The organism is Amaricoccus solimangrovi, assembly GCF_006385685.1.
Taxonomy (GTDB): Bacteria; Pseudomonadota; Alphaproteobacteria; order Rhodobacterales; family Rhodobacteraceae; genus Amaricoccus; species Amaricoccus solimangrovi.
On record NZ_VFRP01000002.1, the window covers coordinates 153,757 to 175,256 of the forward strand.

Sequence of the window (21,500 nt, forward strand, 5' to 3'; positions counted from 1 at the left end):
TCCCATCGGACGGTGTCAGGTCGCGTCGGATATGCATATGCATATTCGCGCCTCCCCTCGAAATATGCATTTACATATTCGCTGCGTCAAGTGTATATGCATTTACATATTCGCATCCCCCTCACGGCCCGCCTCCCGAGGAAAGCCATGCAAGCGCCCGATGCCCTTCTGAAGAACGCGACACTCGCGACCATGTCCGACGGCTACGGCCTGATCGAGCGGGGGGCGGTCGCGATTCGCGGCGGGCGCATCCTCTGGGCCGGCTTGGAGGCCGAGGCGCCGGCCGAGGCCGCCGGTCTCCCGGCGCGCGATCTCGGCGGCGCGCTGGTGACGCCGGGGCTGGTCGACTGCCACACCCATGTCGTCCACGGCGGTGACCGCGCGCGGGAATTCGAGATGCGGCTCGAAGGCGCGAGCTACGAGGAGGTGGCGCGCGCCGGGGGCGGGATCGTCTCGACGGTGCGCGCGACGCGGGAGGCTTCGGAGGCTGAGCTTCTCGCCCAGGCGCTGCCCCGGGTGGATGCGCTGCTGGCCGAGGGGGTGACGACACTCGAGATCAAGTCCGGCTACGGGCTGGAGCGCGAGGCGGAACTCCGGATGCTGCGCGTCGCCCGCGCCATCGGCCGCAAGCGGGCGGTGACGGTGCGGACCAGCTATCTCGGCGCCCATGCCGTGCCGCCGGAATACAGGGGAAGGAGCGCCACCTATCTCTCCGAGGTCTGCCTGCCGACGCTGGAGGTGGCCGCGGCCGAGGGGCTCGTCGACGCGGTGGACGGGTTCTGCGAGGGGATCGCCTTCCAACCGCATGAAATCGCACGGGTCTTCGACGCGGCGAAGGCGCTCGGCCTGCCGGTGAAGCTGCACGCGGAGCAGCTTTCGAACCTCGGCGGCGCGGCGCTCGCGGCCTCCCGCGGGGGGCTCTCGGCGGATCATCTCGAATGGCTCGACGACGCGGGCGTGGCGGCGATGGCGCGGGCGGGGACGGTGGCCGTGCTGCTGCCCGGCGCCTTCTACACGCTGCGCGAGACGAGGCTTCCCCCGGTGGCGGCGCTGCGCGCGGCGGGGGTGCCGATCGCGGTCGCCACCGACTGCAACCCCGGCACCTCGCCGCTCACTTCGCTCCTGCTCGCGATGAACATGGCCTGCACGCTGTTCCGGATGACGCCCGAGGAGGCGCTGACCGGCGTGACGCGCCACGCGGCGCGCGCGCTCGGGCTGACGGACCGGGGCGTGATCGGCCCTGGCATGCGCGCCGACCTCGCCATCTGGAACGTCGCGCATCCGCGCGAGCTCGCCTATCGCATCGGTTTCAACCCGCTCCTGGAGCGGATGGTCGGAGAAGACGCATGATCACGCTCACCCCCGGCGAGACCGGACTCGACGCGCTCAGGGCGGTACTCGACGGCGCGCCCGCGATGCTCGACCGCGCGGCGCGGCCGGCGGTGGAGCGGGCGGCGGGCCGGATCGCGGCGGCCGCGGCCGGGGAGGCGGCGGTCTATGGCGTCAACACCGGATTCGGCAAGCTCGCGAGCGTGAAGATCGCGCCGGAAGATACCGCGACGCTTCAGAGAAACCTGATCCTGAGCCATTGCGCCGGGGTAGGGGAGCCGACGCCGCGCGCGGTGACGCGGCTCATGATGGCGCTGAAGCTGCTCTCGCTCGGGCGCGGCGCCTCGGGCGTGCGCTGGGAGATCGTCGAGCTGATCGAGGGGATGCTCGCCAAGGGCGTGACGCCGGTCGTGCCCGCGCAGGGCTCGGTCGGCGCCTCGGGCGATCTCGCGCCGCTCGCGCACATGGCCGCCGTGATGCTGGGCGAGGCCGAGGCGGAGTTCGCGGGCGAGACGCTGCCCGGCGCCGAGGCGCTCTGGCGGGCGGGGCTCGCGCCGGTGGAACTCGCCGCGAAGGAAGGGCTGGCGCTCATCAACGGCACGCAGTTCTCGACGGCGCACGCGCTCGCGGGGCTCTTCGGCGCCTGGAACGCGGCGCGCAATGCGCTGGTGCTCGCCGCGCTCTCGACCGACGCGGTCATGGGCTCCACCGCGCCGCTTCGCGCCGAGATCCACACGCTGCGCGGCCATCGCGGCCAGATCGAGGCGGCGGAGACGATGCGCCGGGTCATGAGCGGGTCGGAGATCCGCGAGAGCCACCGCGAGGGCGACAAGCGCGTGCAGGACCCGTATTGCATCCGCTGCCAGCCGCAGGTGACGGGCGCGGCGATGGACCTGCTGCGCGGGGTCGCGGCGACGCTCGGGACCGAGGCGAACGCGGCGACCGACAACCCGCTGGTGCTCTCCGACGGCATCGTCTCGGGCGGGAACTTCCACGCCGAGCCGGTGGCCTTCGCCGCCGACATCATCGCGCTTGCCATCGCCGAGATCGGCGCGATCGCGCAGCGCCGCGTGGCGCTCATGGTCGATCCGACGCTCTCCTTCGACCTGCCGCCGTTCCTGACGCGCGATCCGGGGCTCAACTCCGGCTACATGATCGCGGAAGTCACCACGGCGGCGCTGATGAGCGAGAACAAGCATCTCGCGACGCCCTGCTCGACGGATTCGACGCCGACGAGCGCGAACCAGGAGGACCATGTGTCGATGGCCGCTCATGGCGCGCGCAGGCTCGCGCGGATGGTGGCCAATCTCGAACACATCCTCGGCGTCGAGGCACTCTGCGCCGCGCAGGGTGTCGAGTACCGCGCGCCGCTTGCGACCAGCGCGCCGCTCCGGGCCGTCATCGCGCGGCTTCGCGAGGAAGTGCCGAGCCTCGCGGGCGACCGCTATGTCGCGCCCGAGCTTGCAACCGCCGCCCGACTCGTGCGCGACGGCGCGCTGACCGCCGCCGCGGCCGTCGATTTTCCCGAACTCTGAGGTTTCGCCCATGTCCGATCCCCGCAGGAACGCCCGCGTCGTCACGCCGCCGACCGGGACCGAGATCACCGCGAAGAGCTGGCTGACCGAGGCGCCGCTCCGGATGCTGATGAACAACCTCGCCCCCGACGTGGCCGAGAACCCGCACGAGCTCGTCGTCTATGGCGGCATCGGCCGGGCGGCGCGGACCTGGAACGACTTCGACCGGATCGTCGACTCGCTCCGCTCGCTGGAGGCCGACGAGACGCTGCTGGTGCAGTCGGGCAAGCCGGTCGGGATCTTCCGCACCCACAGGGACGCGCCGCGGGTGCTGATCGCGAACTCCAATCTCGTGCCGCACTGGGCGACCTGGGACCATTTCCACGAACTCGATCGCAAGGGGCTGATGATGTACGGCCAGATGACGGCCGGCTCCTGGATCTACATCGGCAGCCAAGGCATCGTTCAGGGCACCTACGAGACCTTCGCCGAGGCGGGGCGCAAGCATTACGGCGGCGACCTTACGGCCAAGTGGATCCTGACCGCCGGCCTCGGCGGCATGGGTGGCGCGCAGCCGCTCGCCGCCGTGATGGCGGGGGCTTGCTGCCTCGCGGTGGAGTGCAACCCGGAGTCGATCGATTTCCGGTTGCGCACGCGGTACGTGGACGAAAAGACCGACAGCCTCGACGAGGCGCTCGAAATGATCGGGCGCTGGACCGCGGCGGGCGAGGCGAAGTCGGTCGCGCTGCTCGGCAACGCGGCGGATGTGTTCCCGGAGCTGATGAAGCGGGGCGTGCGGCCCGACATCGTGACCGACCAGACCTCGGCCCATGATCCGGTCAACGGCTATCTGCCCCAAGGCTGGACCATGGCCGAGTGGCGCGCGAAGCGGGAGAGCGACCCGAAGGCGGTCGAGAAGGCTGCGCGCGCCTCGATGAAGGTGCATGTCAAGGCGATGGTCGATTTCTGGAACGCCGGCGTGCCGACTCTCGATTACGGCAACAACATCCGCCAGATGGCGCTGGAGGAGGGGCTCTCGGACGCCTTCGCGTTCCCGGGCTTCGTGCCGGCCTATATCCGGCCGCTGTTCTGCCGGGGCATCGGCCCGTTCCGCTGGGCGGCGCTCTCGGGCGATCCGGAGGATATCCTGAAGACCGACCAGAAGGTGAAGGAGCTCATTCCCGACGATCCGCACCTGCACCAGTGGCTCGACATGGCGCGCGAGCGGATCGCCTTCCAGGGGCTGCCGGCGCGCATCTGCTGGGTCGGCCTCGGCCAGCGCCACCGGCTCGGCCTCGCCTTCAACGAGATGGTGCGCAACGGCGAGCTGAAGGCGCCGGTGGTGATCGGGCGCGACCATCTCGACTCGGGGAGCGTCGCGAGCCCGAACCGGGAGACCGAGGCGATGAAGGACGGATCGGACGCGGTTTCCGACTGGCCGCTCCTCAATGCGCTGCTCAATTGCGCTGGCGGGGCGACCTGGGTCTCGCTGCACCATGGCGGCGGCGTCGGCATGGGCTTCTCGCAGCATTCGGGGATGGTGATCTGCTGCGACGGGACCGAGGAGGCGGATGCGCGGATCGCGCGGGTGCTCTGGAACGATCCGGCCACCGGCGTGATGCGCCACGCCGACGCCGGCTACGAGATCGCGCTCGACTGCGCGCGCGAGAACGGGCTGCGGCTGCCCGGCATCCTCGGCGAGTGATGGAGCCGCGCCCGGTTCCCGCCGTGATCGCGGTCGTGCATCGCGGCGACGCGGTGCTGCTGGTGCGCCGGGGCTGTCCGCCGAACGCGGGCGCCTGGGGGTTTCCGGGCGGCAAGATCGAGCTTGGCGAGGGGCTGCGCGCCGCCGCCGAGCGCGAATGCCTCGAGGAGACGGGCGTGCGCTGCGCCGCGGTCCGGGTGCTCGACTGCCTCGACGCGATCTCGGAGGGCGGCTGGCACTACGTGCTGGTCGCGGTGCTCTGCGACTGGCGCGAGGGTGATCCCGTCGCGGGCGACGACGCCGCCGAGGCGCGCTGGGTACCGCTCGCCGCGCTCGACGACTGGCCGGGCCTGATCGCCGAGGTCGCCCGGATCGCGCGGATGCCCCGCGCCTGAAGACTATCCGCGCAGGCGGCGGTCGCAGCGTTCGGCGAGCCGTTCGAACAGCGGAAATTCCGCTTCCCGGAACTGCGTCCGGCCGATGAACCGCGCGGCTTCTAGTCCGCGCGTCCGCACGAGCCGGGCGGCCTCCATCGCGATCTCCGTCCGGCGGCGGAGCCGCGCGCGGGCCGCCGCGACCACGTCCCCCGGCGCTCCCGCGGGTTCCGCCGAGATGCCGCCGAAGGCCCCGCCGGGCCTGATTGTCTGATCCCCTCGCATTTCCAGTCCCCTCCCTTCCCCGAGAGGAATTATCACATGTTACCGGGGCGGGGGGCAATCTCGACTTCCGGACAGGGTTAGGGGCGGCGCCGCGAAGGCCCTTGCGCCCCGTCCGGCCGCCCCCTATAAGCTGCCCGACGTTACCCGGGGCGACGTGGCGGAGTGGTGACGCAGCGGATTGCAAATCCGGCGCACCACGTTGAATCTCAAGCCAATCTCGCGCACAGCATCGGCGGACATTCCGGAAACGAACCGTGAATGTGCCAAGCTATTTCCCCTTCCCCCGCGCGGCTTCCGCGAGCTTCCGCTGGCGCGCGCCGCGCCCGTATTTCCGGGCCATCACCGCGCTCTTGTGCCCCGTGATCGCCTGCACCTGGGCGTCGGTCAGCCCCATCTCGTAGAGCTCTGACGCGCGGTTGGCGCGGAGCCCATGGGCGAAGCGATCCTCCGAAAGACCGGCCGCGATCCGCGCGTCGCTGAAGGACTGGTTCGCGGCCCGATAGCTGACCGGGCGCCCGTGCTTGGCCTCGGCCACGATGGTCAGGCCATCCCGGCGCACCGTAGCCAGATAGGTCTCCAGCGCGGGCGCGAACGGCACCCACATCGTCTCGTCTGCCTTGCCGGCGCGGCGGCCCTTGCTCTGCACCAGCGTGATCCCGTCCGCGTCCAGATCGGCCCAGCGGAACCGCAGCACGTCTCCGATGCGCTGGCCGGTCCCGAGGCACAGTTCGAAGATGAGCCGCGCCCGGCCCGTCGCGCTCTCGCGGAATCGGGCAATGTCGGCCTCGGGCCACGGGGCATAGCCCGGCCCGGTCAGCGGAAGGTGCTCGATCCCCTTCACCGGGTTGCGCGGCATCCAGCCTATGTCGATCGCGTGCTCGCACAGGATCGAGTAGAGCGAGCAGATGTAATTCGCGAGGCGCGGGGTCTCGCGGTTCGCGTCCCGCGCGGCGATCACCGCCGGGCGCGTGATCACCGAAACGTCGTGGCGCCCGGCCTTCTGGCGGATGCGACCCAGCACCTTGTCATAGTCCCGCCGGGTGCGCGGCGCGAGCCGGTCCCAGCGCGGGCTCGACTGGTAGCTGTCGATCAGCGCGGCGATGCTCGTCCGCCCCGGCGCGGCCCGCTGCGGCTTCCCGTCCCGCGCCTCGGCATAGGCCGCGAGGAAACCCGGGTCGGTCGGCTCCGGCAGGCGCACCAGGGGATAGCCCCGGCGGCGAAAGTACCAGTATTCCCGGCCCCGCGAGGTCGTGCGGGACAGGTGGGGAAGGCCCGGGCGCTTCACAGCTCCACCTTCGTGTCGTCTGGCTCGCGGCCGGTCTCGCGCGTCACGATCTCGACCTCCTGCACGTCGCGCCCGTCGATCTGGCGCCAGATGGTGCGGACGGCGTAGATGGTCTCGCCCGCGTCGCGCACGGCCTTGAGCATCCGCTTCAGTTCGGCGGGGCGCATGGTCATGGCCGCGCCGCCGTCGTCTCGCTCGCGAGGATCGGGGCGGGGGTCATGGGCGGTCCCAACTCGGCGCCTGCCGCGCGTCGGCGAGAGCGCAGGCGTGCGCCTGAGAGATGATCGCGACCAGCTCCTCAGCCTCGCGGCGGGTCGCGCACTCCGACGTGAGGCTGAAGATGCCGAATTGCGCCCGGACGACGTAGACCGCGCGCTCCGGCAGCGGGATCAGCCCGAACAGCTTCGGGCGGGGCTGGAGTTCCATCGTCCAGCCGATGTTCCAGTCGGTTATCAGCGCGTCAGCCATCCCCGCCTCCCTCTCCCGGAATGGGCAGGGCGCGGATGGCGGCGGCGCAGTCCCCGGCCGCGAATGCCCCACTCGGCATCTTGTCCGCGTACTCCTGCTCCATCGCCTCGCACGCCTTCGCCGCAGCCTCACGCATGGCCTCCGCCCCGGCTCGGAACCGATCATCCTCGTTGAGCCGCTCTATCTCCCCGATCGGATCGGCGGGCCAGTCCACCGATGCCGCGCGGATGCGGTCCACGGTCTCGCGCAGGGTCTCGGCGCGCTTCGGTGGCTCCGGCGCGCGCCACCCGAGCGCGAGGAGGGCGGAGAGTTGCTTCTCGGCGAGGAACGCATGCGCGGGCCATTCCTCCTGCGCCTCCGGGTTTGTCATCGCCCGGGCCATCGCCTCCACGGCGGCGCGCTTCTGGTCGTCGGTCATGCTCGGCCTCCCTTGATCGTCTGGTCCACTTCCTCGCCGTCGTCGTAGATCGCCAGACGCTTGCAATGCGGGCAGCCCCGGTTCGCGGCCTCGACCGCCTCGTCGCCTTCAAGGCCACAGACCGGCGGGCCGGCGCAGACGATGATCATGCCGACCGGCTCGTCCTCACTCGCCATCGTCGCTCCCCTCCTTGCGCGCAGGGGAGAGGGCGGCGCGGAGGGCGGCGCGGAGGGCGGCGAGGACGAACCGCCGCGCATATTCCGCCTCGCCTCTCGCGGTCAGTTCACCGACCCCGTAGGAAAGCTGGTTCTCGCCGGCGGACGGCCACCCCGCGCTCTCGACAGCCGCCTTGAGCGCCAGCTCCACCATCGCCGCCTCCGCCTCGCTGCCCGGAGGAGGGAGGGGGGAGGCGAGGTCGGCGCGGAGGTACTCTGCGCCGAACAGCCGGCCGCCGTTTTCGGTCGCGGCCTCATTCCACGCTAGGTCGTCGTCGTCTCCGACCGGCACCAGCCAGATCCGCTCCGGTGCTTCACTCGCCATCGCGGGGCTCCTCAATCAGGCGCACCATCGCAGCCAAGGGGAGGCCGAAGACGTTGGCCCTTCGGATGCCCGCCTCGGCCATCACCTTCTCTCGCCGCTCCCTACACGTCAGAGGGCGCATCTTTTCCTTGAGCCGCGCCCGGATCTTCCGAGCGGCTGGACGTGCGTTCTTACGAGGCATCGCGGGGTTCCTTCTCGGTGAGGGCGGCGATGCGCTCGGCCTCGAACCCGCCGAGGATTTCGCGCCGCTTCGCTACCAGCATCTCCATCGTGATCGGCGCTCCGCTCGCGCCATTGATGGCATTCCGCGTCGAGAACATCAGGGTCTCGCCGCAGGCCATGCGGATGATCCCGCGCTCGATCCGGCGCAGATCGGCGTGCTCGCGGTTCCAGGCTTCGCGCTGCTCGTTCTCCGCAGTCAGCCTCGCTACCTCCGCCTCCCGCTCGGCGAGGGCGGCGTTCAGTCGGGCAATGTCCGCGTTGCTGTCCTCGATCTCCGCCGACGCGCACCGCTCGAAATTCTCGGCCGCGACGCGGATCTTCTCCGCCCGCTCGGTCTCGGCGGCGAGCAGGGCGCGGAGTCGGTCCAGCGCATCGGCGGCGGATCGGCACGTCTCCCCGAAGGTCCAAGGCAGCGCGTATGCGTCATCCTCGGTCACGCCGCGCAGTTTCGCCAGCAGCGCGTCGATCTCCGCGAGGGTCATCGCCCGCCCTCCCGCTCTGTCTCCGCGTCGGGGGCGGCTGGGGCGGAACACCAGTGGGTCGGGCTGAGGGCGATGGCGTTTGGCCAATCGAGAGGGTCTTTCCCCCACGACCCAGACGGGTAAGCGGGGGAACTGTCGATCCAGTACATATCGGTCCAGCGATGGCCTTCGCACCAGAGGTCCACTGGCTTGCCGTTGCTTCTGAACGTAGCGATCGGCATCCACCCCGCCCCGGCGTCGTGCTCTCGGATCGCGGCGATGGCGGCGTCTGCCTCGGGGAGGAAGTCCTGCCAGATCACAGAGTCATCTTCTGGGGTGGGTTCCGGCCATCCGATCTCGGCGGCGATGATCCGCGCCACCTTCTCCCGCAGTGCGTCGTTGGTCATCGCGCGGATCCCTTCGGAAAAATCGTCACCGTCCAGCCTTCATCGAGGCTTTCCCTGAGATACCGCAGGGCCTCGGCGTCGCTCGAAAATGGCGCGTGCGTGGTCATCAGGTGCCCATCGTCGTCTCGGGCCTCGGCCTCCCAGCCGGCTGCTCGGATCTCAGCGGGCGGCGTCAGGTTCACCGGCTTAGGGCTTTTCATCGCGCGGCTCCCCCGGTTGCGTGGCGGCGAGGGCGGCGTCGATGCGATCGATTTCGTCTCGGTGCTCCATTCGGCGCCAATTGATGTCATTGTTCGGAGGTTGCTTGCCGAGGTCGTCGCGACGGCTGTCATGCCAGTGCCGTGCCTCGATCAGCGCCTCCCGCAGCGCCCGCACCGCCTCCGCGTCCCTCGCGGCTTGGGCGCGGAGAGCGGCAATCTCCTTTCGGTATCCGTCGAGGCGCCCCGCCTGTGTCGTCGTCTCGTCCATCACCCCTCGTCCTCGTCCCGCGCCTGGCGCTCCGCCTCGGCCTTCGCCGCCGCCATCGCGGCCTCGATCTGCTCTGGGGTGGGGGCGCCTTCCACAACCTCACCGTCCGCGTTGTGCTCGATGATCTCGTCGGCCGGCTGCGGCGCGGGCTCGTCGCGGTAGATCACGCCGCCCCGGCGCGGTGTGGCGGGGGTCACGTCGCGCGCGCGGTCGGGGCCGTAGTCCTGCACTTCCTCGGTGAGCTCGAGCCCCATCAGCGCGTCGGGCGCTCCATCGCGGACAGCGAAGGACCTGGCCCGCATCGAGAGCATCCGCGCGGGGTACTGCTGCCACGGCCCCTGCTTCCCCGCGAGGCCGGCGCGCTTGGCGTCCGCCATGGAGAAGGTGCGGACGATCACCCGGCCGTTGTCGCCGCGCGTGAGCGTCGCGGTCGCGACCATCTTCTCGCCCTCGCCGGAGATCTCGACGTCGACGTGGTGCCCGGCGCGCATGACGAGCCCGGGGATCGCGTCTCCCCACAGCGACGGGCGTCCGTTCACCACCGCGATGTGCGCGAGGGCCTGCATGGGCGCGAGCCCGACTTCGGACCCCTTCATGATCGCGGCCATGATCATCTCGGGCCGGTTCTGGAACGCCTTGGGGACCATATCCCCGGCGCCGGCAAGCGCCTGCGAGAGACGGAAGGCTTCTTCGATGGTCTGCGGCGCGAAGGCCGCGATCGCGCCTCCGGCCTTCACGGGGGCCTTCGCCGGCGCGGGGGCGGTCTGCGTGCTGATGGCGGTGGTCTGGTTCATGCTGCGTCTCCATGAGGCGCCATCATCTGGCGCGCGGCTTCCATCGCGGCGCGGGTCGGCGCCGGGGCTATCGGGGCCTTGTCGGCCCATTTCTGGCGGTAGAAGGCGGGGGCGCCGACGACGGCGACGCGCGGCGGGTAGCCGGGCCATTGCCCGGTCCGCAGGCATTCGCCCCAGATCCGGCGGGCCTCGGCGCACTGGTGGCGCGCGTCGAGCATCCAGTCGGCATCGTCGGCCTCGTCGTCGTGGAGCTTGATCACCGAGACGCCGAAGGGCGGGGCCTTCTCGATGAAGGCGAAGCGGAAGCCTCGGCGCTCGCCGGTCGCGGCCTCCCAAACGTCCTGATAGTGCGCGGCCTGCGCCGCGTAGCCGTAGCTCGTCACCGACTTGATGCAGGCGTCGGGGGAGGCGTCCTCGCAGGTCTTGAGATCCACCAGGGGCCGGCGCGGGTCGGCCGGCGCGTGGTCGACGAGCGCGCGGCACCAGATGCCATCGATCTGCGCGAAGGCGGCGAGCTCGTTCCGCTCCACCGGAAGCAGGTCGATCCCGAAGGCGCCGAGTTGCCGGCGCGCGGCTGTCACCAGCGCATTCGCGGCCTCGAACTGCGCGACGAGCATCGGGGTCTTGCCGGCGGCGCGCGCGGCGTCCCGCTCGGCCCGGGCGTCTTTCGAGCGCCAGTCGTCGGCGTCGATCACCGCGATTCCGGCGCCCTTGCCGAGCAGCATCGTATGGGCCGCGCGGCCCACGTCGAAAGCGTCGCTCTGGCGAGGCGCGAAATCCGGGTTGAGCCGGGGGCAGGCCGTCCATGCGTGGAGCGGCGAGCGATTGATGATCTGGCGGACGAGCCCGGACGAGAGCGACGGGAGCGGAGCCGGGTCGGCGTGGTATTGCTCGTCGCTGAGGTCGAAGACGCCGGGGCGGTCAATGCGCATGATCAAATCCTCTGGAAAAGGCCGGAGCGGCGTGGGTGGGATCGCCGCTCCGGCAGTGACGGCGCGCGAGGCAGTAGGACAGCGCGCCGAGGGAGGAACCTCAGTTGGACGGCGCGCGCTCGCGGATCTTCTCGCGCCGGGCGATGGCCTGCCGGTAGCGCCCCAGCGCGATCTCGAGCGCGATCATGCGCGCCTCGAGCGTCTCGCCGGCCACCCGGACCTCGTATTCGGCCTGCTGCTGCTCGGTCATGGCAGCGCCCACCAGATCAGCGCGCCGACCACGGCAACGCTCGCGAGCATCAGCGCCAGCCGGGCGACGCGGGTCGGGTCGATGCGCATCAGCGTGCCCTCCATTCCTGCTGAACCGCGGTCCGCGCGGACTGCAGCGCGTGGGCGAGGCTGGCGCAGTAGAGACCGGCGAGCGCGAGCCAGAGCGCGGCGAGGGTAAGGCGGGCCATCAGACCCGTTCCCCCGGATTGGCCGCGTGGTAGAGGCAATCCTCGTAGAGCTTCGTCGCGGCACCGGCGGCGAGGTCGAAGTGGTACGCCGCCTCGTCCTCGTCGTGCTCCCATTCGCGGGCGTCGCGGAGGGCGGTGATCAGATCGCGCCATTCCGCGTCGACCAGTTCCGCGAGGGCGTCGAGCGTGAGGCTCACGCGGTCGCGCGAGGTCGGGAACGCGCGGATCTGCGCGGCGAGCGTGGCGGCTTCGGAGTGGGTGGCGTCGAGCATCAGAAGATCACCTCCGTGTCGTCGTGCTGCGGTGCGGGTTCGGGCTGCGGCTGCGGGAGCGCGCGGATCGCATCGACGAGCGCGGTGGCGATGTTCGTGGACAGGTCGAAGAGGGTGATCTCGTGCCATTCGAGATGCCTGCCCCCGACGAACCGGATCGTGAGCGCGTTGCTGTTCCCGTAGGCCGGGTGCAGGTCCAGGGTCTCGACCGAGCGGACGTTGTGTATGTTGAGGGTGAGGTTCATCAGGAGAACTCCCGCAGCATCTCGGCGCGACGCTCGCACTCCTCGCGGGTGTCGTCGTGCAGCGCCTCGCCGTCGCCGAAATCCCAGAGGCCGAAGACCGTGTAGAACTCGGCATCATCCTCCGCGCATTCCAACGTCTCCGGCTGCTCGACGCCGCGGAATTCGATCTTCGCCGTGCGGCACGGTGCGACCGCGAACCCGGCCGGATAATGGCCGGGGTTGGGCGCGACGCCCGGCAGACAGTTCCAGTCCATGTCGGTCAGGTTGGGCATCTCGGGTCTCCCATCGGGGGTGCGATGGGGAGATCATAAGTTGGCAATTTCCAACTTGCAAGAAGAAAGAGGAGGCAATTTCCAATTTTCTGCGATGTGGGGTGATTCGTGGGTTTGGCACGAAAAAGCCCCGCGCGGGGCGGGGCTTTGGTGCGCTGGGATGTGGCTGCTCCGCTAACGCCCGATGCTTGGCGGCAGTACGCTCATCGCGACGAGGGCGGGCTGGCGCGGCGCCTGATAAACGGGCTGGAAAACGATGGTCTGGGGCGGTGTCTCTGGCCGGGCGGCGGCCGAGGGCGGACGCCACGCCGCAGCCGCAGCTTCACGGGCTGCGCTGTCCCGGTCTCTCTTCTCAAGAATCGCGGCGCAGGCGGTAACATCTCCGGCCTGGCACATCTCGTTGAGCTTCATGATGACCGGATCGGGAGGCGGGGGCGGCACCGGTGCGCACGAGGCGATTATCGCGGCAACCGAGGCGATTATTGCGCGCGGCGCGTGCCGATTTGCCTTATCGCAAGGCGACTTCTGTCTGGAACCGGGGGCGCTGGTATGCATAGGGATGAGTGCTGCGCCGCATAATTCAGAATCAGGGCGCCGGGTTCGATTGGTTGCCCACCGGGAGAGAGACTGCGCAGTGCCTAACCCAAAGAAGATTGTCCTGTCGCTCATTCAGATGCGGCCTTGCCAGATCGAGGCTCTTCGCCAAGCTGCGGAGCGGCAGATGAGCCGAGAAAAGCCTCCACCATCGCCTCGATCCGAAGGAGATCGTCTGCGTCGGCTTTGCCAAAAGTGCGAAGAGCTCGGCGGAGCGCATCCCGCTTGCTCGGCTCTAGTAGCAGCACATACGGCTCCTCGCTTAGGCCGGCCGCGATCCTACCCAAGGTGTCAACCCCGGGACTCCGGTGACGCACCAGGAGATCGTGCATCGTCGATTGGCCAAGCCCGCCGGCCCTCTTGACGTCGGCAGGCTTCATTTCTTTTTCCTCCATGATCGCACTGACATTGCGGATCACGGCGAGCGTCACGGGGTCGATGTCTTTCTCCATGCAGTAGGAAATAGCCTACGCGCGCGGCGTGGGCGACAAGGTAATTTCCGCTTGTAGAGTTGGCAATTTCCAATTATTGTGCTGCCCATGCAGTACGATCCGATACAGGCGAACCAGGAACTCCTCTCCGACATCGCGGCATTCTGCGAGCGCGAGGGGATGAGCAAGTGGGCGTTCGGGGAGCAGGCGGTGAAAGACCGCCGCCTCGTCTCGGACCTGGAAAAGGGCCGGGAACTCCGCGGGAAGACGCGAGCCCGCCTCCTCCATTTCATGGCGGCGCCCGCCACCGGAGACGCGGCATGACCCGCGCGAAAACCGGGCGCTCCCCCCAGCGCCCGGCCCCCTCGGCCCCGGATACATGCCCCACCCATTACTCGACCGAGACCAACTCTTTACGCAGTGCCTAGCAAGTATAGAGGGGACAAGTCGAAATGTCTTACGAAGCCTTTTTCAGACGTAAATTCGCAGACTTCCTCCGGGAGAACTTCCGCTCCCCCGAACATATCGCGGTCTGCTTCGGCGTGACCGCCCGTCAAGCACAGAACTGGCTTGACGAAACCAGCGGCCCGCGCGGGCACATCGTCGCGAAGGCCATGACGGATCCGAGCATGGCGGCGAGCGCCATGAGGCACCTGGGGGGTTGACGATGCCTAAAGGACGGCTGCGGCGCGCGGTCTATGCGCACGAGATCATCATCGGTCTGCGGATCGCGGCCCTCGGCGAATGGTGGGCGGCCCGCGCGGCCGCTCGCCTCAAGCGCCTCGTGAAATTCGTTTCGTAGGAGATTTCGTGATGCCCGACGAAACCACCATGACCATGACGCTCCCGGACGGCACCACGACCGGCCCGTTTACGCTCGACGATCTCAAGGCCGCGACCGGCAAGCTCAAGGGCATGAAGGCGGATCCCGATTTCGACGCGGCCGCGACGACGGCCTATCGCGTCACGGCCGCCGAGCTCCGCCAGTTCATCGAGCGGTACGAGCGCCTCGAGCAGGACAGGGCCGGGGTCGCCGAGGACATGAAGGAGGTCATGGCCGAGGCGAAGGCGAGCGGCTACGACACCAAGGTTCTCCGCAAGCTGATCGCGCTGCGGAAGAAGGATCCGGCCGACGTGTCGGAGGAGGAGGCAATCCTCGAAGTCTACAAAGCCGCGCTCGGGATGGATTGACCCATGCCCTCGGTCTTCATGATCCCGGGCAAGCCGACGGCGTGGCAGCGCGCCAGGAAGGTCGGCAACCGGCACTTCACGCTCCCCGCCATGGTCGCGGCGCAACACGCGATCGCGGCGGCGAGCGTCGGGAACCTCGAGGCGCCCCTCGGGCCGCACCATGACGGCCCGGTCATGCTCGACGTGGTCGCCTACTTCGAGATCCCGAAGTCGTGGTCGAAGAAGAAGCGGGCCGCGCTGCTCGGGGCGCCCCACGCTCAGAAGCCCGACGCTTCGAACATCGCGAAGCAGGTCGAGGACGCGCTCAACGGCATCGCCTACCACGACGACGCCCAGGTGGTGGACACGCGGTGCCGGAAGTTCTGGGGCGAGTACGCGCAGACGGTCGTCTCCATCGAACCCGCCACGGGAGGCTGACCATGGACCGCCTCCTCGCTGCCATCCGCGCGGACTGCGATCGCAACTACGCCCTGGCGCGCCCGGCGGCCCGCGCCCGCGCGCTGATCCACCCGCTGATCTGCGCGGGAACCGACATGTCCGACTGGCGCAGCCACATGGGCCCGACCGAGCGCGAGCTCTGCGAAGCCGCGATCGAGGCGGGCGTCTGGGCGCCCGAAGGAGAAGACCATGGCGAAAGATGATCTGGAAGACACGCCGCCGCCGATGCACCCGGAGCGCCGGGCGAAAGGGTTCGAGCCGATCGGCGCCGTTATCGCCCGCCTCATGAGAAAAGCCGGGGAGCAACGCGATGGCCGATAGCCCGCTCGAGAACATCGGCGCCGAGCAGAACCTGCTCGGCTCGATCCTTTTGAACAACGACGTGCTGCCGCGCGTCTCCGGGCTGATCACTGCGGAGGACTTCGCGGACCCGGTGCATGGCCGGATCTTCGCGGCCATCCAGGCGCGGGCCGCGAAGGACCAGCTGGCCGACGCGGTGACGCTCCGGGCGATGATGGCCGACGACGCGGGGCTGGCCGATCTCGGCCCGGAATATCTCGCGCGCCTCGCCGGGGCGGCGATCTCGATCTTCGCCGCGCCCGACTACGCGCGCCTGATCGCGGGCCTCGCGAAGAAGCGTCGGCTCGCGGCCATGCTCTCCGACGCGCTGGAGGGCCTCGGGGACGCCGACGCGGACGCCGACGCGATCCTCGGGCAGGTCGAGGCGTTCGGCCTGTCGCAGGAGCGCCGGGGCGGCGCGGAGATCATCTCCTTCATGAAGGCGGCGGGGCTGGCCGTGGTCGCGGCCAGCGCCGCGCATACCGGGGAGACGCTGCCCGGCGTCCCGACCGGCGTCGAGCGGCTCGACGAGATGCTCGGCGGGTTCCACGCGGGCGAGCTCATCGTGCTCGGCGGCCGGCCCGGCATGGGCAAGTCGAGCCTCGCGCTCTCCATCGCCACGCACGCGGCCACCTGCGGCCACGGCGTCGGGTTCATCAGCCTCGAGATGGACGCGGCCAGCCTCGCCTCCCGGGCGATCTCCGAGGCGACCGCGCTGCAGAACCGGCCGGTGCCCTATTCGGCTGTCAGGCGCGGCACGGTCTCGGATCGCGAGTTCGACGATTTCAGGGGCGCGGCGAAGGACATCAGCGAGCTGCCGATCAGCTTCACCCCGCCGCAGTGCCGCGACCTCGAGAGCATCTACAGCTCCGCGAAGCGCATGCAGAAGCTGTTCGCCTCGCGCGGCACGCCGCTGGGCCTGCTCGTCGTCGACTACGTGCAGCTGGTGCGCGCCGGCCGGAAAACCCGGTTCGAGGAAGTCACCGAGATCTCGATCGCGCTCAAGTCGATGGCGCTGACGCTCGGCGTCCCGGTACTGGCGCTCTCGCAGCTGAACCGCGGCGTCGACAACCGCGACGACCACCGGCCGATGACCAGCGACCTGCGCGAGAGCGGGCAGCTGGAACAGGACGCGGACGTGATCCTGTTCTGCTACCGCGCCGAGCATTACCTGGCGCGCAAGAGCACCGACGACATGGAGAGCATCGAGATCCAGGCGCACTACGCCGCCCTCGATGCCGTGCGCGGGAAGATGGAAATCATCGTGGACAAGCAGCGCAACGGCGACACCGGGACGGTGGTCGTCAGGTTCGATCCTGCCACGAACTTTGTCCGGGGGATCGGAGCGTGACGCAGCCATGGATGAAGTTCTACCCCTCGGACTGGCGGGCCGACCCGCGCCTGAGGATGTGCAGCCTGGCCGCCCGTGGTCTCTGGATGGAGATGCTGGCGCTCATGCATGAGGCCACGCCGTATGGCCACCTTCTGATCTCCGGCATCTCACCGACAGACGCGCAACTTGCGGTGTTGGCAGGCGCCCCGTCCGACCAGATCCCCGACTTGCTCGGCGAACTGGAATCGGCCGGCGTGTTCTCCCGCACCAGATCGGGCGCCATCTACTCGCGAAGGATGACCCGGGACGACAAGAAGTCCGCTCAAGCGCGGAAAAACGGCAAAAACGGCGGCAACCCAATCCTTTGTAATTCAAAGGGAAATACGCCTCCGGATAACCCTCAGGATAAGGGTGGGGATAAAACCCAGAAGCCAGAAGCCAGAAGCCAGAAGCCAGAAAGAGAGAATATTCCCCTCTCCCAGAAATCTTCCGCGCGAAGTTCCGAGCCGGTTTCCGAGCAGCCGTTCGAGGTTCCGGACAGGTCAGGCGAGCAGTCGAGGTTCCCGGAGTTCTGGGGGGCCTACCCGCTCAAGGCGAACATGGTCAAAGCCGAGGCCGAGTTCATCACGGCCACGCTGCGCGGCGCCGACCCCGAGGTGGTGATCTCGGCGGCCAGGCGCTTCGCGGCCTCTCAGCAAGGCAAGGATCCAACCTACATCCCGCAGCCAGCGAACTGGCTCAAGAACCGTCGCTGGACCGACGAAATCCCGGCGGCCGCGCCACCCGACCCGGAGCAGGCCAGGCGCATTCGGGCGCTCGAGGCAACCGCGAGGAGGTTCGCATGATGACCGAAGCCGAGCGCGCCGCCCGAGGCTGGCCGAGCACCGCCCGGGTGCCGTTCCAGCGCCGGGCGCTCTGCGTGGTGCCACAGGCCGAGCAGGGGCAGCAGGAGCGGGCAAGCGCGGATTTTCCGGTAGTGGGAGACCCCTGCGACGAGATGGGCCTGTGCGCTGCGCTCCGTGGCGCTACGGGGGTGGTGTTCGGGGAGGGGGATGCATGAGCGACGACCGTAAGACTGGCCCCGATCTCGTCACCTCTCGCGCTTCTGCTTCCCTGGGCGCTTCGGCTCCGCCAGGATGCGCTCCCGCTCGTCCGCGCACTCCGCGATCAGCCGCTCGACGCGCCGTAGCGCATCGGGTGGCAGGTAGCCGCGCGGGATGGCTTGCCACCCCGCCTCGGTCAGGCGCCGCATTTCGGTGCTGCGGTTCATTTCCGGGCCTCGGCGGCGCTGTCCGCCACGGTCTCGATTGCGAGCGGGCGGTCGAGGTCATCGTCGGGCAGGTTGCACTGCGTGGGCAGGGGGCCGAACGCCTTGCGGAGCGTCGCGACCGCTGCCTCAATGCGCTCGGCTGGGGCGATGCGCCCGAACGCTCCGGAGCCTCCGACCCGGTTTGGCGCGGCGGCGTCGTAGACAGACGGGGCTCTGACCGTGATCTGGTCAACCTCGGTGTAGCGGTAGCGGGCGCCGATCACGACGGACGCGCGGCCACGTCCCCAGCGGATGATGATGTTGTTCGGGGTCTGGTAGATCGTCGTCATCTCATGGCCTCAGGAGTTGCCGGCCGCGAGCTTGGCGGCGACGATTTCGTCGAGAGCCTGCTCGTGCTCCGGGGTGATCGCGTAGAACGACCCCTCGGGGGTCCGCTTGCAGTCGAGGTCTTCGAGGCGGAACGGCAGGCGGTGGCTCGCGATCCGCATCCGGCTCACCATCCCGTTCTCCCGGGTCTCGTGGAGCGGGCGATGGGACACGCCAGCCTCGTCAGTCCACCAAATGCTGTCGGCGTATCCGTTGGTGTCGATGTGCAGGTGCTTGGTCATCGCCAGTCCCCCTCAGGCTACGGTGTAGATCGTGTGCTCGAAATCAGCGGGCAGCGGGTCGGTTTCTCCGTTGATCGCCGCGTAGAAGCCCACCGGCTTGCGGCCGTCAGAACTGCCGCGAAGCTCGACCTTCTCGATGACCGTCATCACGCCGTCTTCGTTGATGATGTCCCCGACCTGGAGGTCGCCCCGGCGCCGCATCGTGTCGGTCTTGGTGTAGATGGTCATCGTCGTGTCTCCCTCTCTATATCCTCAATATACGCAACCACGTTGCGCAATGCAAGGGGGAAATGCGCATGAGCGAGAAAAAATCAGGCCCCGATCTCGTCCGCGACGCCCGCAAGGCGCGGAGGGCCCGCGAGGACGAGCGGGAGAGCCGCCGCGCGCAGATGGATCGGGCGCGGGGCGAGGGGGAGCACGACGGCAGCAACATCGGAGGGCAGGACGAATGACGATCATGACGCTGGGAATGCTGATCCTCGCGGCGAGCTACCTGCTCGCAATCGTGGGGTGCTGGCTCACGATGGACCCGGACACGTTCTATTTCGGCGTCTGGTCGGCGCTCGGCAGCGCGGCCGGCGTCGCGCTCATCGGCGCGGGGATGATGCTGTGACCCGCGAGCCCAGCATCAACATCCAGGTGTTCCGGCGAATCCTGATCATCCGCCTCGAGGCGTCCGGTCACGAGCCGGTCGAACTCGACGTGACGCGCGAGATCGGGCCGCCGTCGATCATCCGCGTGCGCTGGTCGATGCATCACGGGCTCCCGCTCGAGCAGATCGCCGTCGCGGAGGCCGTCGTGATCGATCGCGGCGGGCCGGATTGGGTGGCCGCTCTGATCCGCGCGAAGCGGGCGCAGCGGCGGGAAATGATGAGGTCGGCGTGAGCGATTGGCGCGACGATGCGGGCAGGTTCCTCCCGGGCAACCGGTTCTGGGAGGCGCGCAGTTCCTGCGGACCGAACCCGAAATTCTCTGGCCCTGACGAACTGTGGAGGGCCTGCTGCGAGTACTTCTCCTGGAACGCGGAGAACCCGCTCTACGAGGCGAAAGCCTTCGCCTACGAGGGGGCGGTTACCGTCGAGGACTTGCCGAAGATGCGCGCCATGACGCTCGCGGGCCTGTGCATGTTTCTCGACATCGGGGAACAGACATGGCGCGACTGGCGGTCCACGCGCCCGGATTTGTCGGGGGTCATCACGCGAGCCGAGGCCGTGATCCGGCGCCAGAAGTTCGAGGGCGCCTCCGCCGGCCTCCTCGTCCCCAGCATCATCGCCCGCGATCTCGGCCTTGCCGATCGGCAGGAGATCTCCGGCCCGGACAAAGGTCCGGTTCAGGTTTCCGCCGACGCCGCAGAGCTGCGCGGCATTCTCACCGGCATGGCCTCGAACCTGCCGAAGGAGGGGGAAGCTTGACCTTCGAGCCGTCCCTCGCTGAACGCCTCGCCGCGATGCCGCCGGACATGCGCGAGGAAGCCCTTGCACGGCTCGGGGACGAGAAGGCCGCGCGGCTGCGCTGGGATTGGGAATTCTGGTCGCGGCCGAGCCAGCTTCCGCCGCCGGGCGATTGGGACATATGGCTGGTGCTCGCCGGTCGCGGCTTCGGCAAGACCCGCGCCGGCGCCGAATGGGTGCGCGCCGAGGTGGACGCCAAGCGGGCAAGCCGCATCGCCATCGTGGCCGACACGGCGGCCGACGCGCGCGACGTGCTGGTCGAGGGCGCGTCGGGCCTGCTCTCGATCTATCCGCCCGCGCAGAAGCCGCTCTACGAGCCGTCCAAGCGCCGCGTGACCTTCCACACCGGGGCGACGGCGACGCTCTACAGCGCCGAGGACCCGGAGCAGCTTCGCGGGCCGCAGCACGACCTCGCGCTGGCCGACGAGCTCGCGAAGTGGCGCTACATGCAGGAGACGTTCGACCAGATCATGTTCGGCCTGCGCCTCGGGTCGAAGCCGCGCCTGATGATCACCACCACGCCGCGCCCGGTCCCGCTGATCCGGGAACTGCTCGCCAAGCCGAATGTCGTCGTGACGCGCGGTGGGACGCGCGAGAACCGGGCGAACCTCGCGGCCTCGTTCTGGCAGGCCGTGCATGACCGATACGCCGGGACGCGCCTCGGCCGGCAGGAACTCGACGGCGAGGTGGTCGACGACGTGCCGGGCGCGCTCTGGACGCGCCGCGTGCTCGACGGATGCCGCGTGCGCGAGGATGCGCTGCCGGACTTCAAGCGGGTGGTCGTCGCGGTCGATCCCGCGGTGACGAGCGGCGAGGAAGCCGACGAGACCGGCATCGTCTGCGCCGCGCTCGGGGAGGACGGCCGGGCCTACGTGCTCGAGGATGCCTCGCTCGTCGCCACGCCGCAGGGCTGGGCCTCGCGCGCCATCTCGACGCTGGACCTGCGCGGCGGCGACGCGCTCGTCGTCGAGGTGAACCAGGGCGGCGAGATGGTGGCGCAGACCATCCGCAGCGTCCGGCCGACCGCGCGCATCCTCGAGGTGCGGGCGACGCGCGGCAAGCACGTCCGGGCCGAGCCGATCTCGGCGCTCTACGAGCAAGGCCGGGTGAGCCACGTCGGCGCCTTCCCGGACCTCGAGGACCAGATGGTGCTGATGACCGCGCAAGGCTACCTCGGGGACCGCTCGCCCGACCGGCTCGACGCTCTGGTGTGGGCGCTCACCGCGCTGTTCCCGAACCTGATCCGCCCGGTAGCGAGCCCGCCGCCGGTCAACGCCCCCCGCGCCCCGGCCGGGCAACACGAATGGATGAACCGATGACCGAATACGAGGCGATCAACGCGGGGTGGCCGCGCGGGCTGATCGATTGGGAGGCGGAGCGACGGCGCCGCTGGTGG

40 protein-coding genes are annotated in these 21,500 nt (G+C 69.3%); 18 read left to right on the forward strand and 22 right to left on the reverse strand.

Annotated features, from left to right (window positions below; genetic code table 11):
* Positions 1-147 precede the first annotated feature (147 nt).
* The 4 genes from hutI to FJM51_RS03170 are packed head-to-tail and all read left to right on the forward strand — an operon-like array spanning position 148 to position 4,943.
* The gene (gene hutI, locus FJM51_RS03155; RefSeq protein WP_140452659.1) at positions 148-1,350 is read left to right on the forward strand and encodes an imidazolonepropionase; all 1,203 of its coding nucleotides are present in this window, start codon (positions 148-150) and stop codon (positions 1,348-1,350) included.
* A complete protein-coding gene (gene hutH, locus FJM51_RS03160) occupies positions 1,347-2,864 on the forward strand; it encodes a histidine ammonia-lyase (protein ID WP_140452660.1) in 1,518 nt (505 codons plus the stop codon). The genes hutI and hutH overlap by 4 nt, the downstream gene beginning before the upstream one ends.
* 10 nt (positions 2,865-2,874) lie before the next feature.
* Positions 2,875-4,548 carry a urocanate hydratase gene (gene hutU, locus FJM51_RS03165; RefSeq protein WP_140452661.1) on the forward strand — a complete coding sequence of 558 codons (1,674 nt, stop codon included), beginning with the start codon at positions 2,875-2,877 and terminating at the stop codon, positions 4,546-4,548.
* Positions 4,548-4,943, forward strand: coding sequence for an NUDIX hydrolase (locus FJM51_RS03170; RefSeq protein WP_140452662.1), 396 nt, complete (start codon positions 4,548-4,550; stop codon positions 4,941-4,943). Before hutU ends, FJM51_RS03170 begins: the two co-directional genes overlap by 1 nt.
* A 3-nt stretch (positions 4,944-4,946) precedes the next feature.
* Here FJM51_RS03170 and FJM51_RS03175 read toward each other — a convergent pair whose 3' ends face one another.
* The 18 genes from FJM51_RS03175 to FJM51_RS03255 form a co-directional block, all read right to left on the reverse strand.
* Positions 4,947-5,207 carry a hypothetical protein gene (locus FJM51_RS03175; protein ID WP_140452663.1) on the reverse strand — a complete coding sequence of 87 codons (261 nt, stop codon included), beginning with the start codon at positions 5,205-5,207 and terminating at the stop codon, positions 4,947-4,949.
* 268 nt (positions 5,208-5,475) lie between these two features.
* A complete protein-coding gene (locus tag FJM51_RS03185) occupies positions 5,476-6,492 on the reverse strand; it encodes a site-specific integrase (RefSeq protein WP_140452664.1) in 1,017 nt (338 codons plus the stop codon).
* Positions 6,489-6,665 carry a hypothetical protein gene (locus tag FJM51_RS23660; RefSeq protein WP_181164426.1) on the reverse strand — a complete coding sequence of 59 codons (177 nt, stop codon included), beginning with the start codon at positions 6,663-6,665 and terminating at the stop codon, positions 6,489-6,491. Before FJM51_RS23660 ends, FJM51_RS03185 begins: the two co-directional genes overlap by 4 nt.
* A 43-nt stretch (positions 6,666-6,708) precedes the next feature.
* Positions 6,709-6,960: a hypothetical protein gene (locus FJM51_RS03190; protein ID WP_140452665.1), complete on the reverse strand. Its 252-nt coding sequence runs from the start codon at positions 6,958-6,960 to the stop codon at positions 6,709-6,711.
* Positions 6,953-7,378: a hypothetical protein gene (locus tag FJM51_RS03195; RefSeq protein WP_140452666.1), complete on the reverse strand. Its 426-nt coding sequence runs from the start codon at positions 7,376-7,378 to the stop codon at positions 6,953-6,955. The genes FJM51_RS03190 and FJM51_RS03195 overlap by 8 nt, the downstream gene beginning before the upstream one ends.
* Positions 7,375-7,554, reverse strand: coding sequence for a hypothetical protein (locus tag FJM51_RS03200; protein WP_140452667.1), 180 nt, complete (start codon positions 7,552-7,554; stop codon positions 7,375-7,377). The genes FJM51_RS03195 and FJM51_RS03200 overlap by 4 nt, the downstream gene beginning before the upstream one ends.
* Positions 7,544-7,918 carry a hypothetical protein gene (locus FJM51_RS03205; RefSeq protein WP_140452668.1) on the reverse strand — a complete coding sequence of 125 codons (375 nt, stop codon included), beginning with the start codon at positions 7,916-7,918 and terminating at the stop codon, positions 7,544-7,546. Before FJM51_RS03205 ends, FJM51_RS03200 begins: the two co-directional genes overlap by 11 nt.
* A 170-nt stretch (positions 7,919-8,088) precedes the next feature.
* Positions 8,089-8,622 carry a hypothetical protein gene (locus FJM51_RS03210; protein WP_140452669.1) on the reverse strand — a complete coding sequence of 178 codons (534 nt, stop codon included), beginning with the start codon at positions 8,620-8,622 and terminating at the stop codon, positions 8,089-8,091.
* Positions 8,619-9,008 carry a hypothetical protein gene (locus tag FJM51_RS03215; protein WP_140452670.1) on the reverse strand — a complete coding sequence of 130 codons (390 nt, stop codon included), beginning with the start codon at positions 9,006-9,008 and terminating at the stop codon, positions 8,619-8,621. The genes FJM51_RS03210 and FJM51_RS03215 overlap by 4 nt, the downstream gene beginning before the upstream one ends.
* Positions 9,005-9,208, reverse strand: coding sequence for a hypothetical protein (locus tag FJM51_RS03220; RefSeq protein WP_140452671.1), 204 nt, complete (start codon positions 9,206-9,208; stop codon positions 9,005-9,007). Before FJM51_RS03220 ends, FJM51_RS03215 begins: the two co-directional genes overlap by 4 nt.
* A complete protein-coding gene (locus FJM51_RS03225) occupies positions 9,195-9,476 on the reverse strand; it encodes a hypothetical protein (protein ID WP_140452672.1) in 282 nt (93 codons plus the stop codon). Before FJM51_RS03225 ends, FJM51_RS03220 begins: the two co-directional genes overlap by 14 nt.
* Positions 9,476-10,270, reverse strand: a complete 795-nt coding sequence (locus FJM51_RS03230; RefSeq protein ID WP_140452673.1) for a hypothetical protein — start codon at positions 10,268-10,270, stop codon at positions 9,476-9,478. The genes FJM51_RS03225 and FJM51_RS03230 overlap by 1 nt, the downstream gene beginning before the upstream one ends.
* A complete protein-coding gene (locus FJM51_RS03235) occupies positions 10,267-11,202 on the reverse strand; it encodes a PD-(D/E)XK nuclease-like domain-containing protein (RefSeq protein WP_140452674.1) in 936 nt (311 codons plus the stop codon). Before FJM51_RS03235 ends, FJM51_RS03230 begins: the two co-directional genes overlap by 4 nt.
* Before the next feature lie 100 nt (positions 11,203-11,302).
* Entirely contained in the window at positions 11,303-11,452 is a 150-nt protein-coding gene (locus tag FJM51_RS23665; RefSeq protein WP_181164427.1) for a hypothetical protein, read from the reverse strand.
* A gap of 207 nt (positions 11,453-11,659) precedes the next feature.
* Positions 11,660-11,932, reverse strand: coding sequence for a hypothetical protein (locus FJM51_RS03240; RefSeq protein WP_140452675.1), 273 nt, complete (start codon positions 11,930-11,932; stop codon positions 11,660-11,662).
* Positions 11,932-12,177, reverse strand: a complete 246-nt coding sequence (locus FJM51_RS03245) for a hypothetical protein (RefSeq protein ID WP_140452676.1) — start codon at positions 12,175-12,177, stop codon at positions 11,932-11,934. The genes FJM51_RS03240 and FJM51_RS03245 overlap by 1 nt, the downstream gene beginning before the upstream one ends.
* Positions 12,177-12,449 (reverse strand): hypothetical protein, encoded by a 273-nt coding sequence (locus FJM51_RS03250; RefSeq protein ID WP_140452677.1) that lies wholly within the window; start codon positions 12,447-12,449, stop codon positions 12,177-12,179. Before FJM51_RS03250 ends, FJM51_RS03245 begins: the two co-directional genes overlap by 1 nt.
* A gap of 665 nt (positions 12,450-13,114) precedes the next feature.
* Positions 13,115-13,495: a hypothetical protein gene (locus tag FJM51_RS03255; RefSeq protein WP_140452678.1), complete on the reverse strand. Its 381-nt coding sequence runs from the start codon at positions 13,493-13,495 to the stop codon at positions 13,115-13,117.
* 87 nt (positions 13,496-13,582) lie between these two features.
* Here FJM51_RS03255 and FJM51_RS03260 point away from each other — a divergent pair, with 87 nt between their 5' ends.
* The 9 genes from FJM51_RS03260 to FJM51_RS03295 all read left to right on the forward strand — a co-directional run bounded on the left by FJM51_RS03260 (position 13,583) and on the right by FJM51_RS03295 (position 17,835).
* The gene (locus tag FJM51_RS03260; RefSeq protein WP_140452679.1) at positions 13,583-13,798 is read left to right on the forward strand and encodes a hypothetical protein; all 216 of its coding nucleotides are present in this window, start codon (positions 13,583-13,585) and stop codon (positions 13,796-13,798) included.
* A 128-nt stretch (positions 13,799-13,926) separates the two neighbouring features.
* Entirely contained in the window at positions 13,927-14,139 is a 213-nt protein-coding gene (locus FJM51_RS03265) for a hypothetical protein (RefSeq protein WP_140452680.1), read from the forward strand.
* Between the two features lie 250 nt (positions 14,140-14,389).
* Positions 14,390-14,665: a DUF2312 domain-containing protein gene (locus FJM51_RS03270; protein ID WP_140452922.1), complete on the forward strand. Its 276-nt coding sequence runs from the start codon at positions 14,390-14,392 to the stop codon at positions 14,663-14,665.
* A 3-nt stretch (positions 14,666-14,668) separates the two neighbouring features.
* A complete protein-coding gene (locus FJM51_RS03275; protein WP_140452681.1) occupies positions 14,669-15,082 on the forward strand; it encodes a RusA family crossover junction endodeoxyribonuclease in 414 nt (137 codons plus the stop codon).
* Positions 15,083-15,084: 2 nt separating this feature from the next.
* On the forward strand, positions 15,085-15,306 hold the full coding sequence (locus FJM51_RS03280) for a hypothetical protein (protein WP_140452682.1): 222 nt from the start codon (positions 15,085-15,087) through the stop codon (positions 15,304-15,306).
* Positions 15,293-15,424, forward strand: a complete 132-nt coding sequence (locus tag FJM51_RS24665; protein ID WP_267901359.1) for a hypothetical protein — start codon at positions 15,293-15,295, stop codon at positions 15,422-15,424. Before FJM51_RS03280 ends, FJM51_RS24665 begins: the two co-directional genes overlap by 14 nt.
* Positions 15,414-16,793, forward strand: a complete 1,380-nt coding sequence (locus tag FJM51_RS03285; protein WP_140452683.1) for a replicative DNA helicase — start codon at positions 15,414-15,416, stop codon at positions 16,791-16,793. Before FJM51_RS24665 ends, FJM51_RS03285 begins: the two co-directional genes overlap by 11 nt.
* Before the next feature lie 11 nt (positions 16,794-16,804).
* Entirely contained in the window at positions 16,805-17,620 is an 816-nt protein-coding gene (locus FJM51_RS03290) for an LvrA C-terminal domain-related protein (RefSeq protein WP_140452684.1), read from the forward strand.
* Positions 17,617-17,835, forward strand: coding sequence for a hypothetical protein (locus FJM51_RS03295; protein ID WP_140452685.1), 219 nt, complete (start codon positions 17,617-17,619; stop codon positions 17,833-17,835). Before FJM51_RS03290 ends, FJM51_RS03295 begins: the two co-directional genes overlap by 4 nt.
* 30 nt (positions 17,836-17,865) lie before the next feature.
* On the opposite strand, the gene FJM51_RS03300 is transcribed toward FJM51_RS03295, so the two are convergent.
* The 4 genes from FJM51_RS03300 to FJM51_RS03315 are packed head-to-tail and all read right to left on the reverse strand — an operon-like array spanning position 17,866 to position 18,881.
* Positions 17,866-18,045, reverse strand: a complete 180-nt coding sequence (locus FJM51_RS03300) for a hypothetical protein (protein WP_140452686.1) — start codon at positions 18,043-18,045, stop codon at positions 17,866-17,868.
* Positions 18,042-18,374: a hypothetical protein gene (locus FJM51_RS03305; protein WP_140452687.1), complete on the reverse strand. Its 333-nt coding sequence runs from the start codon at positions 18,372-18,374 to the stop codon at positions 18,042-18,044. The genes FJM51_RS03300 and FJM51_RS03305 overlap by 4 nt, the downstream gene beginning before the upstream one ends.
* 9 nt (positions 18,375-18,383) lie before the next feature.
* A complete protein-coding gene (locus FJM51_RS03310; RefSeq protein ID WP_140452688.1) occupies positions 18,384-18,653 on the reverse strand; it encodes a hypothetical protein in 270 nt (89 codons plus the stop codon).
* Positions 18,654-18,665: 12 nt separating this feature from the next.
* Positions 18,666-18,881, reverse strand: a complete 216-nt coding sequence (locus FJM51_RS03315; protein ID WP_140452689.1) for a hypothetical protein — start codon at positions 18,879-18,881, stop codon at positions 18,666-18,668.
* 68 nt (positions 18,882-18,949) lie between these two features.
* Here FJM51_RS03315 and FJM51_RS23670 point away from each other — a divergent pair, with 68 nt between their 5' ends.
* From FJM51_RS23670 to FJM51_RS03330, 5 genes are read left to right on the forward strand one after another with little or no spacing between them, the layout of a single operon-like run.
* Positions 18,950-19,105, forward strand: a complete 156-nt coding sequence (locus FJM51_RS23670) for a hypothetical protein (protein WP_181164428.1) — start codon at positions 18,950-18,952, stop codon at positions 19,103-19,105.
* Positions 19,102-19,266: a hypothetical protein gene (locus FJM51_RS23675; RefSeq protein ID WP_181164429.1), complete on the forward strand. Its 165-nt coding sequence runs from the start codon at positions 19,102-19,104 to the stop codon at positions 19,264-19,266. The genes FJM51_RS23670 and FJM51_RS23675 overlap by 4 nt, the downstream gene beginning before the upstream one ends.
* Positions 19,263-19,538, forward strand: coding sequence for a hypothetical protein (locus FJM51_RS03320; protein WP_140452690.1), 276 nt, complete (start codon positions 19,263-19,265; stop codon positions 19,536-19,538). The genes FJM51_RS23675 and FJM51_RS03320 overlap by 4 nt, the downstream gene beginning before the upstream one ends.
* A complete protein-coding gene (locus FJM51_RS03325) occupies positions 19,535-20,065 on the forward strand; it encodes a DNA-packaging protein (RefSeq protein ID WP_140452691.1) in 531 nt (176 codons plus the stop codon). The genes FJM51_RS03320 and FJM51_RS03325 overlap by 4 nt, the downstream gene beginning before the upstream one ends.
* Entirely contained in the window at positions 20,062-21,423 is a 1,362-nt protein-coding gene (locus tag FJM51_RS03330) for a DNA-packaging protein (protein WP_233712957.1), read from the forward strand. The genes FJM51_RS03325 and FJM51_RS03330 overlap by 4 nt, the downstream gene beginning before the upstream one ends.
* Positions 21,424-21,500 lie beyond the last annotated feature (77 nt).

What these genes read in the sequence shown, in the direction of transcription:
- hutI (WP_140452659.1), top strand. Translation starts at nt 148, where the DNA reads ATGCAAGCGCCCGATGCCCTTCTGAAGAACGCGACACTCGCGACCATG.
- hutH (WP_140452660.1), top strand. Translation starts at nt 1,347, where the DNA reads ATGATCACGCTCACCCCCGGCGAGACCGGACTCGACGCGCTCAGGGCG.
- hutU (WP_140452661.1), top strand. Translation starts at nt 2,875, where the DNA reads ATGTCCGATCCCCGCAGGAACGCCCGCGTCGTCACGCCGCCGACCGGG.
- FJM51_RS03170 (WP_140452662.1), top strand. Translation starts at nt 4,548, where the DNA reads ATGGAGCCGCGCCCGGTTCCCGCCGTGATCGCGGTCGTGCATCGCGGC.
- FJM51_RS03175 (WP_140452663.1), bottom strand. Translation starts at nt 5,207, where the DNA reads ATGCGAGGGGATCAGACAATCAGGCCCGGCGGGGCCTTCGGCGGCATC.
- FJM51_RS23660 (WP_181164426.1), bottom strand. Translation starts at nt 6,665, where the DNA reads ATGACCATGCGCCCCGCCGAACTGAAGCGGATGCTCAAGGCCGTGCGC.
- FJM51_RS03190 (WP_140452665.1), bottom strand. Translation starts at nt 6,960, where the DNA reads ATGGCTGACGCGCTGATAACCGACTGGAACATCGGCTGGACGATGGAA.
- FJM51_RS03195 (WP_140452666.1), bottom strand. Translation starts at nt 7,378, where the DNA reads ATGACCGACGACCAGAAGCGCGCCGCCGTGGAGGCGATGGCCCGGGCG.
- FJM51_RS03200 (WP_140452667.1), bottom strand. Translation starts at nt 7,554, where the DNA reads ATGGCGAGTGAGGACGAGCCGGTCGGCATGATCATCGTCTGCGCCGGC.
- FJM51_RS03205 (WP_140452668.1), bottom strand. Translation starts at nt 7,918, where the DNA reads ATGGCGAGTGAAGCACCGGAGCGGATCTGGCTGGTGCCGGTCGGAGAC.
- FJM51_RS03210 (WP_140452669.1), bottom strand. Translation starts at nt 8,622, where the DNA reads ATGACCCTCGCGGAGATCGACGCGCTGCTGGCGAAACTGCGCGGCGTG.
- FJM51_RS03215 (WP_140452670.1), bottom strand. Translation starts at nt 9,008, where the DNA reads ATGACCAACGACGCACTGCGGGAGAAGGTGGCGCGGATCATCGCCGCC.
- FJM51_RS03220 (WP_140452671.1), bottom strand. Translation starts at nt 9,208, where the DNA reads ATGAAAAGCCCTAAGCCGGTGAACCTGACGCCGCCCGCTGAGATCCGA.
- FJM51_RS03225 (WP_140452672.1), bottom strand. Translation starts at nt 9,476, where the DNA reads ATGGACGAGACGACGACACAGGCGGGGCGCCTCGACGGATACCGAAAG.
- FJM51_RS03230 (WP_140452673.1), bottom strand. Translation starts at nt 10,270, where the DNA reads ATGAACCAGACCACCGCCATCAGCACGCAGACCGCCCCCGCGCCGGCG.
- FJM51_RS03235 (WP_140452674.1), bottom strand. Translation starts at nt 11,202, where the DNA reads ATGCGCATTGACCGCCCCGGCGTCTTCGACCTCAGCGACGAGCAATAC.
- FJM51_RS23665 (WP_181164427.1), bottom strand. Translation starts at nt 11,452, where the DNA reads ATGACCGAGCAGCAGCAGGCCGAATACGAGGTCCGGGTGGCCGGCGAG.
- FJM51_RS03240 (WP_140452675.1), bottom strand. Translation starts at nt 11,932, where the DNA reads ATGCTCGACGCCACCCACTCCGAAGCCGCCACGCTCGCCGCGCAGATC.
- FJM51_RS03245 (WP_140452676.1), bottom strand. Translation starts at nt 12,177, where the DNA reads ATGAACCTCACCCTCAACATACACAACGTCCGCTCGGTCGAGACCCTG.
- FJM51_RS03250 (WP_140452677.1), bottom strand. Translation starts at nt 12,449, where the DNA reads ATGCCCAACCTGACCGACATGGACTGGAACTGTCTGCCGGGCGTCGCG.
- FJM51_RS03255 (WP_140452678.1), bottom strand. Translation starts at nt 13,495, where the DNA reads ATGGAGAAAGACATCGACCCCGTGACGCTCGCCGTGATCCGCAATGTC.
- FJM51_RS03260 (WP_140452679.1), top strand. Translation starts at nt 13,583, where the DNA reads ATGCAGTACGATCCGATACAGGCGAACCAGGAACTCCTCTCCGACATC.
- FJM51_RS03265 (WP_140452680.1), top strand. Translation starts at nt 13,927, where the DNA reads ATGTCTTACGAAGCCTTTTTCAGACGTAAATTCGCAGACTTCCTCCGG.
- FJM51_RS03270 (WP_140452922.1), top strand. Translation starts at nt 14,390, where the DNA reads ATGAAGGCGGATCCCGATTTCGACGCGGCCGCGACGACGGCCTATCGC.
- FJM51_RS03275 (WP_140452681.1), top strand. Translation starts at nt 14,669, where the DNA reads ATGCCCTCGGTCTTCATGATCCCGGGCAAGCCGACGGCGTGGCAGCGC.
- FJM51_RS03280 (WP_140452682.1), top strand. Translation starts at nt 15,085, where the DNA reads ATGGACCGCCTCCTCGCTGCCATCCGCGCGGACTGCGATCGCAACTAC.
- FJM51_RS24665 (WP_267901359.1), top strand. Translation starts at nt 15,293, where the DNA reads ATGGCGAAAGATGATCTGGAAGACACGCCGCCGCCGATGCACCCGGAG.
- FJM51_RS03285 (WP_140452683.1), top strand. Translation starts at nt 15,414, where the DNA reads ATGGCCGATAGCCCGCTCGAGAACATCGGCGCCGAGCAGAACCTGCTC.
- FJM51_RS03290 (WP_140452684.1), top strand. Translation starts at nt 16,805, where the DNA reads ATGAAGTTCTACCCCTCGGACTGGCGGGCCGACCCGCGCCTGAGGATG.
- FJM51_RS03295 (WP_140452685.1), top strand. Translation starts at nt 17,617, where the DNA reads ATGATGACCGAAGCCGAGCGCGCCGCCCGAGGCTGGCCGAGCACCGCC.
- FJM51_RS03300 (WP_140452686.1), bottom strand. Translation starts at nt 18,045, where the DNA reads ATGAACCGCAGCACCGAAATGCGGCGCCTGACCGAGGCGGGGTGGCAA.
- FJM51_RS03305 (WP_140452687.1), bottom strand. Translation starts at nt 18,374, where the DNA reads ATGACGACGATCTACCAGACCCCGAACAACATCATCATCCGCTGGGGA.
- FJM51_RS03310 (WP_140452688.1), bottom strand. Translation starts at nt 18,653, where the DNA reads ATGACCAAGCACCTGCACATCGACACCAACGGATACGCCGACAGCATT.
- FJM51_RS03315 (WP_140452689.1), bottom strand. Translation starts at nt 18,881, where the DNA reads ATGACCATCTACACCAAGACCGACACGATGCGGCGCCGGGGCGACCTC.
- FJM51_RS23670 (WP_181164428.1), top strand. Translation starts at nt 18,950, where the DNA reads ATGAGCGAGAAAAAATCAGGCCCCGATCTCGTCCGCGACGCCCGCAAG.
- FJM51_RS23675 (WP_181164429.1), top strand. Translation starts at nt 19,102, where the DNA reads ATGACGATCATGACGCTGGGAATGCTGATCCTCGCGGCGAGCTACCTG.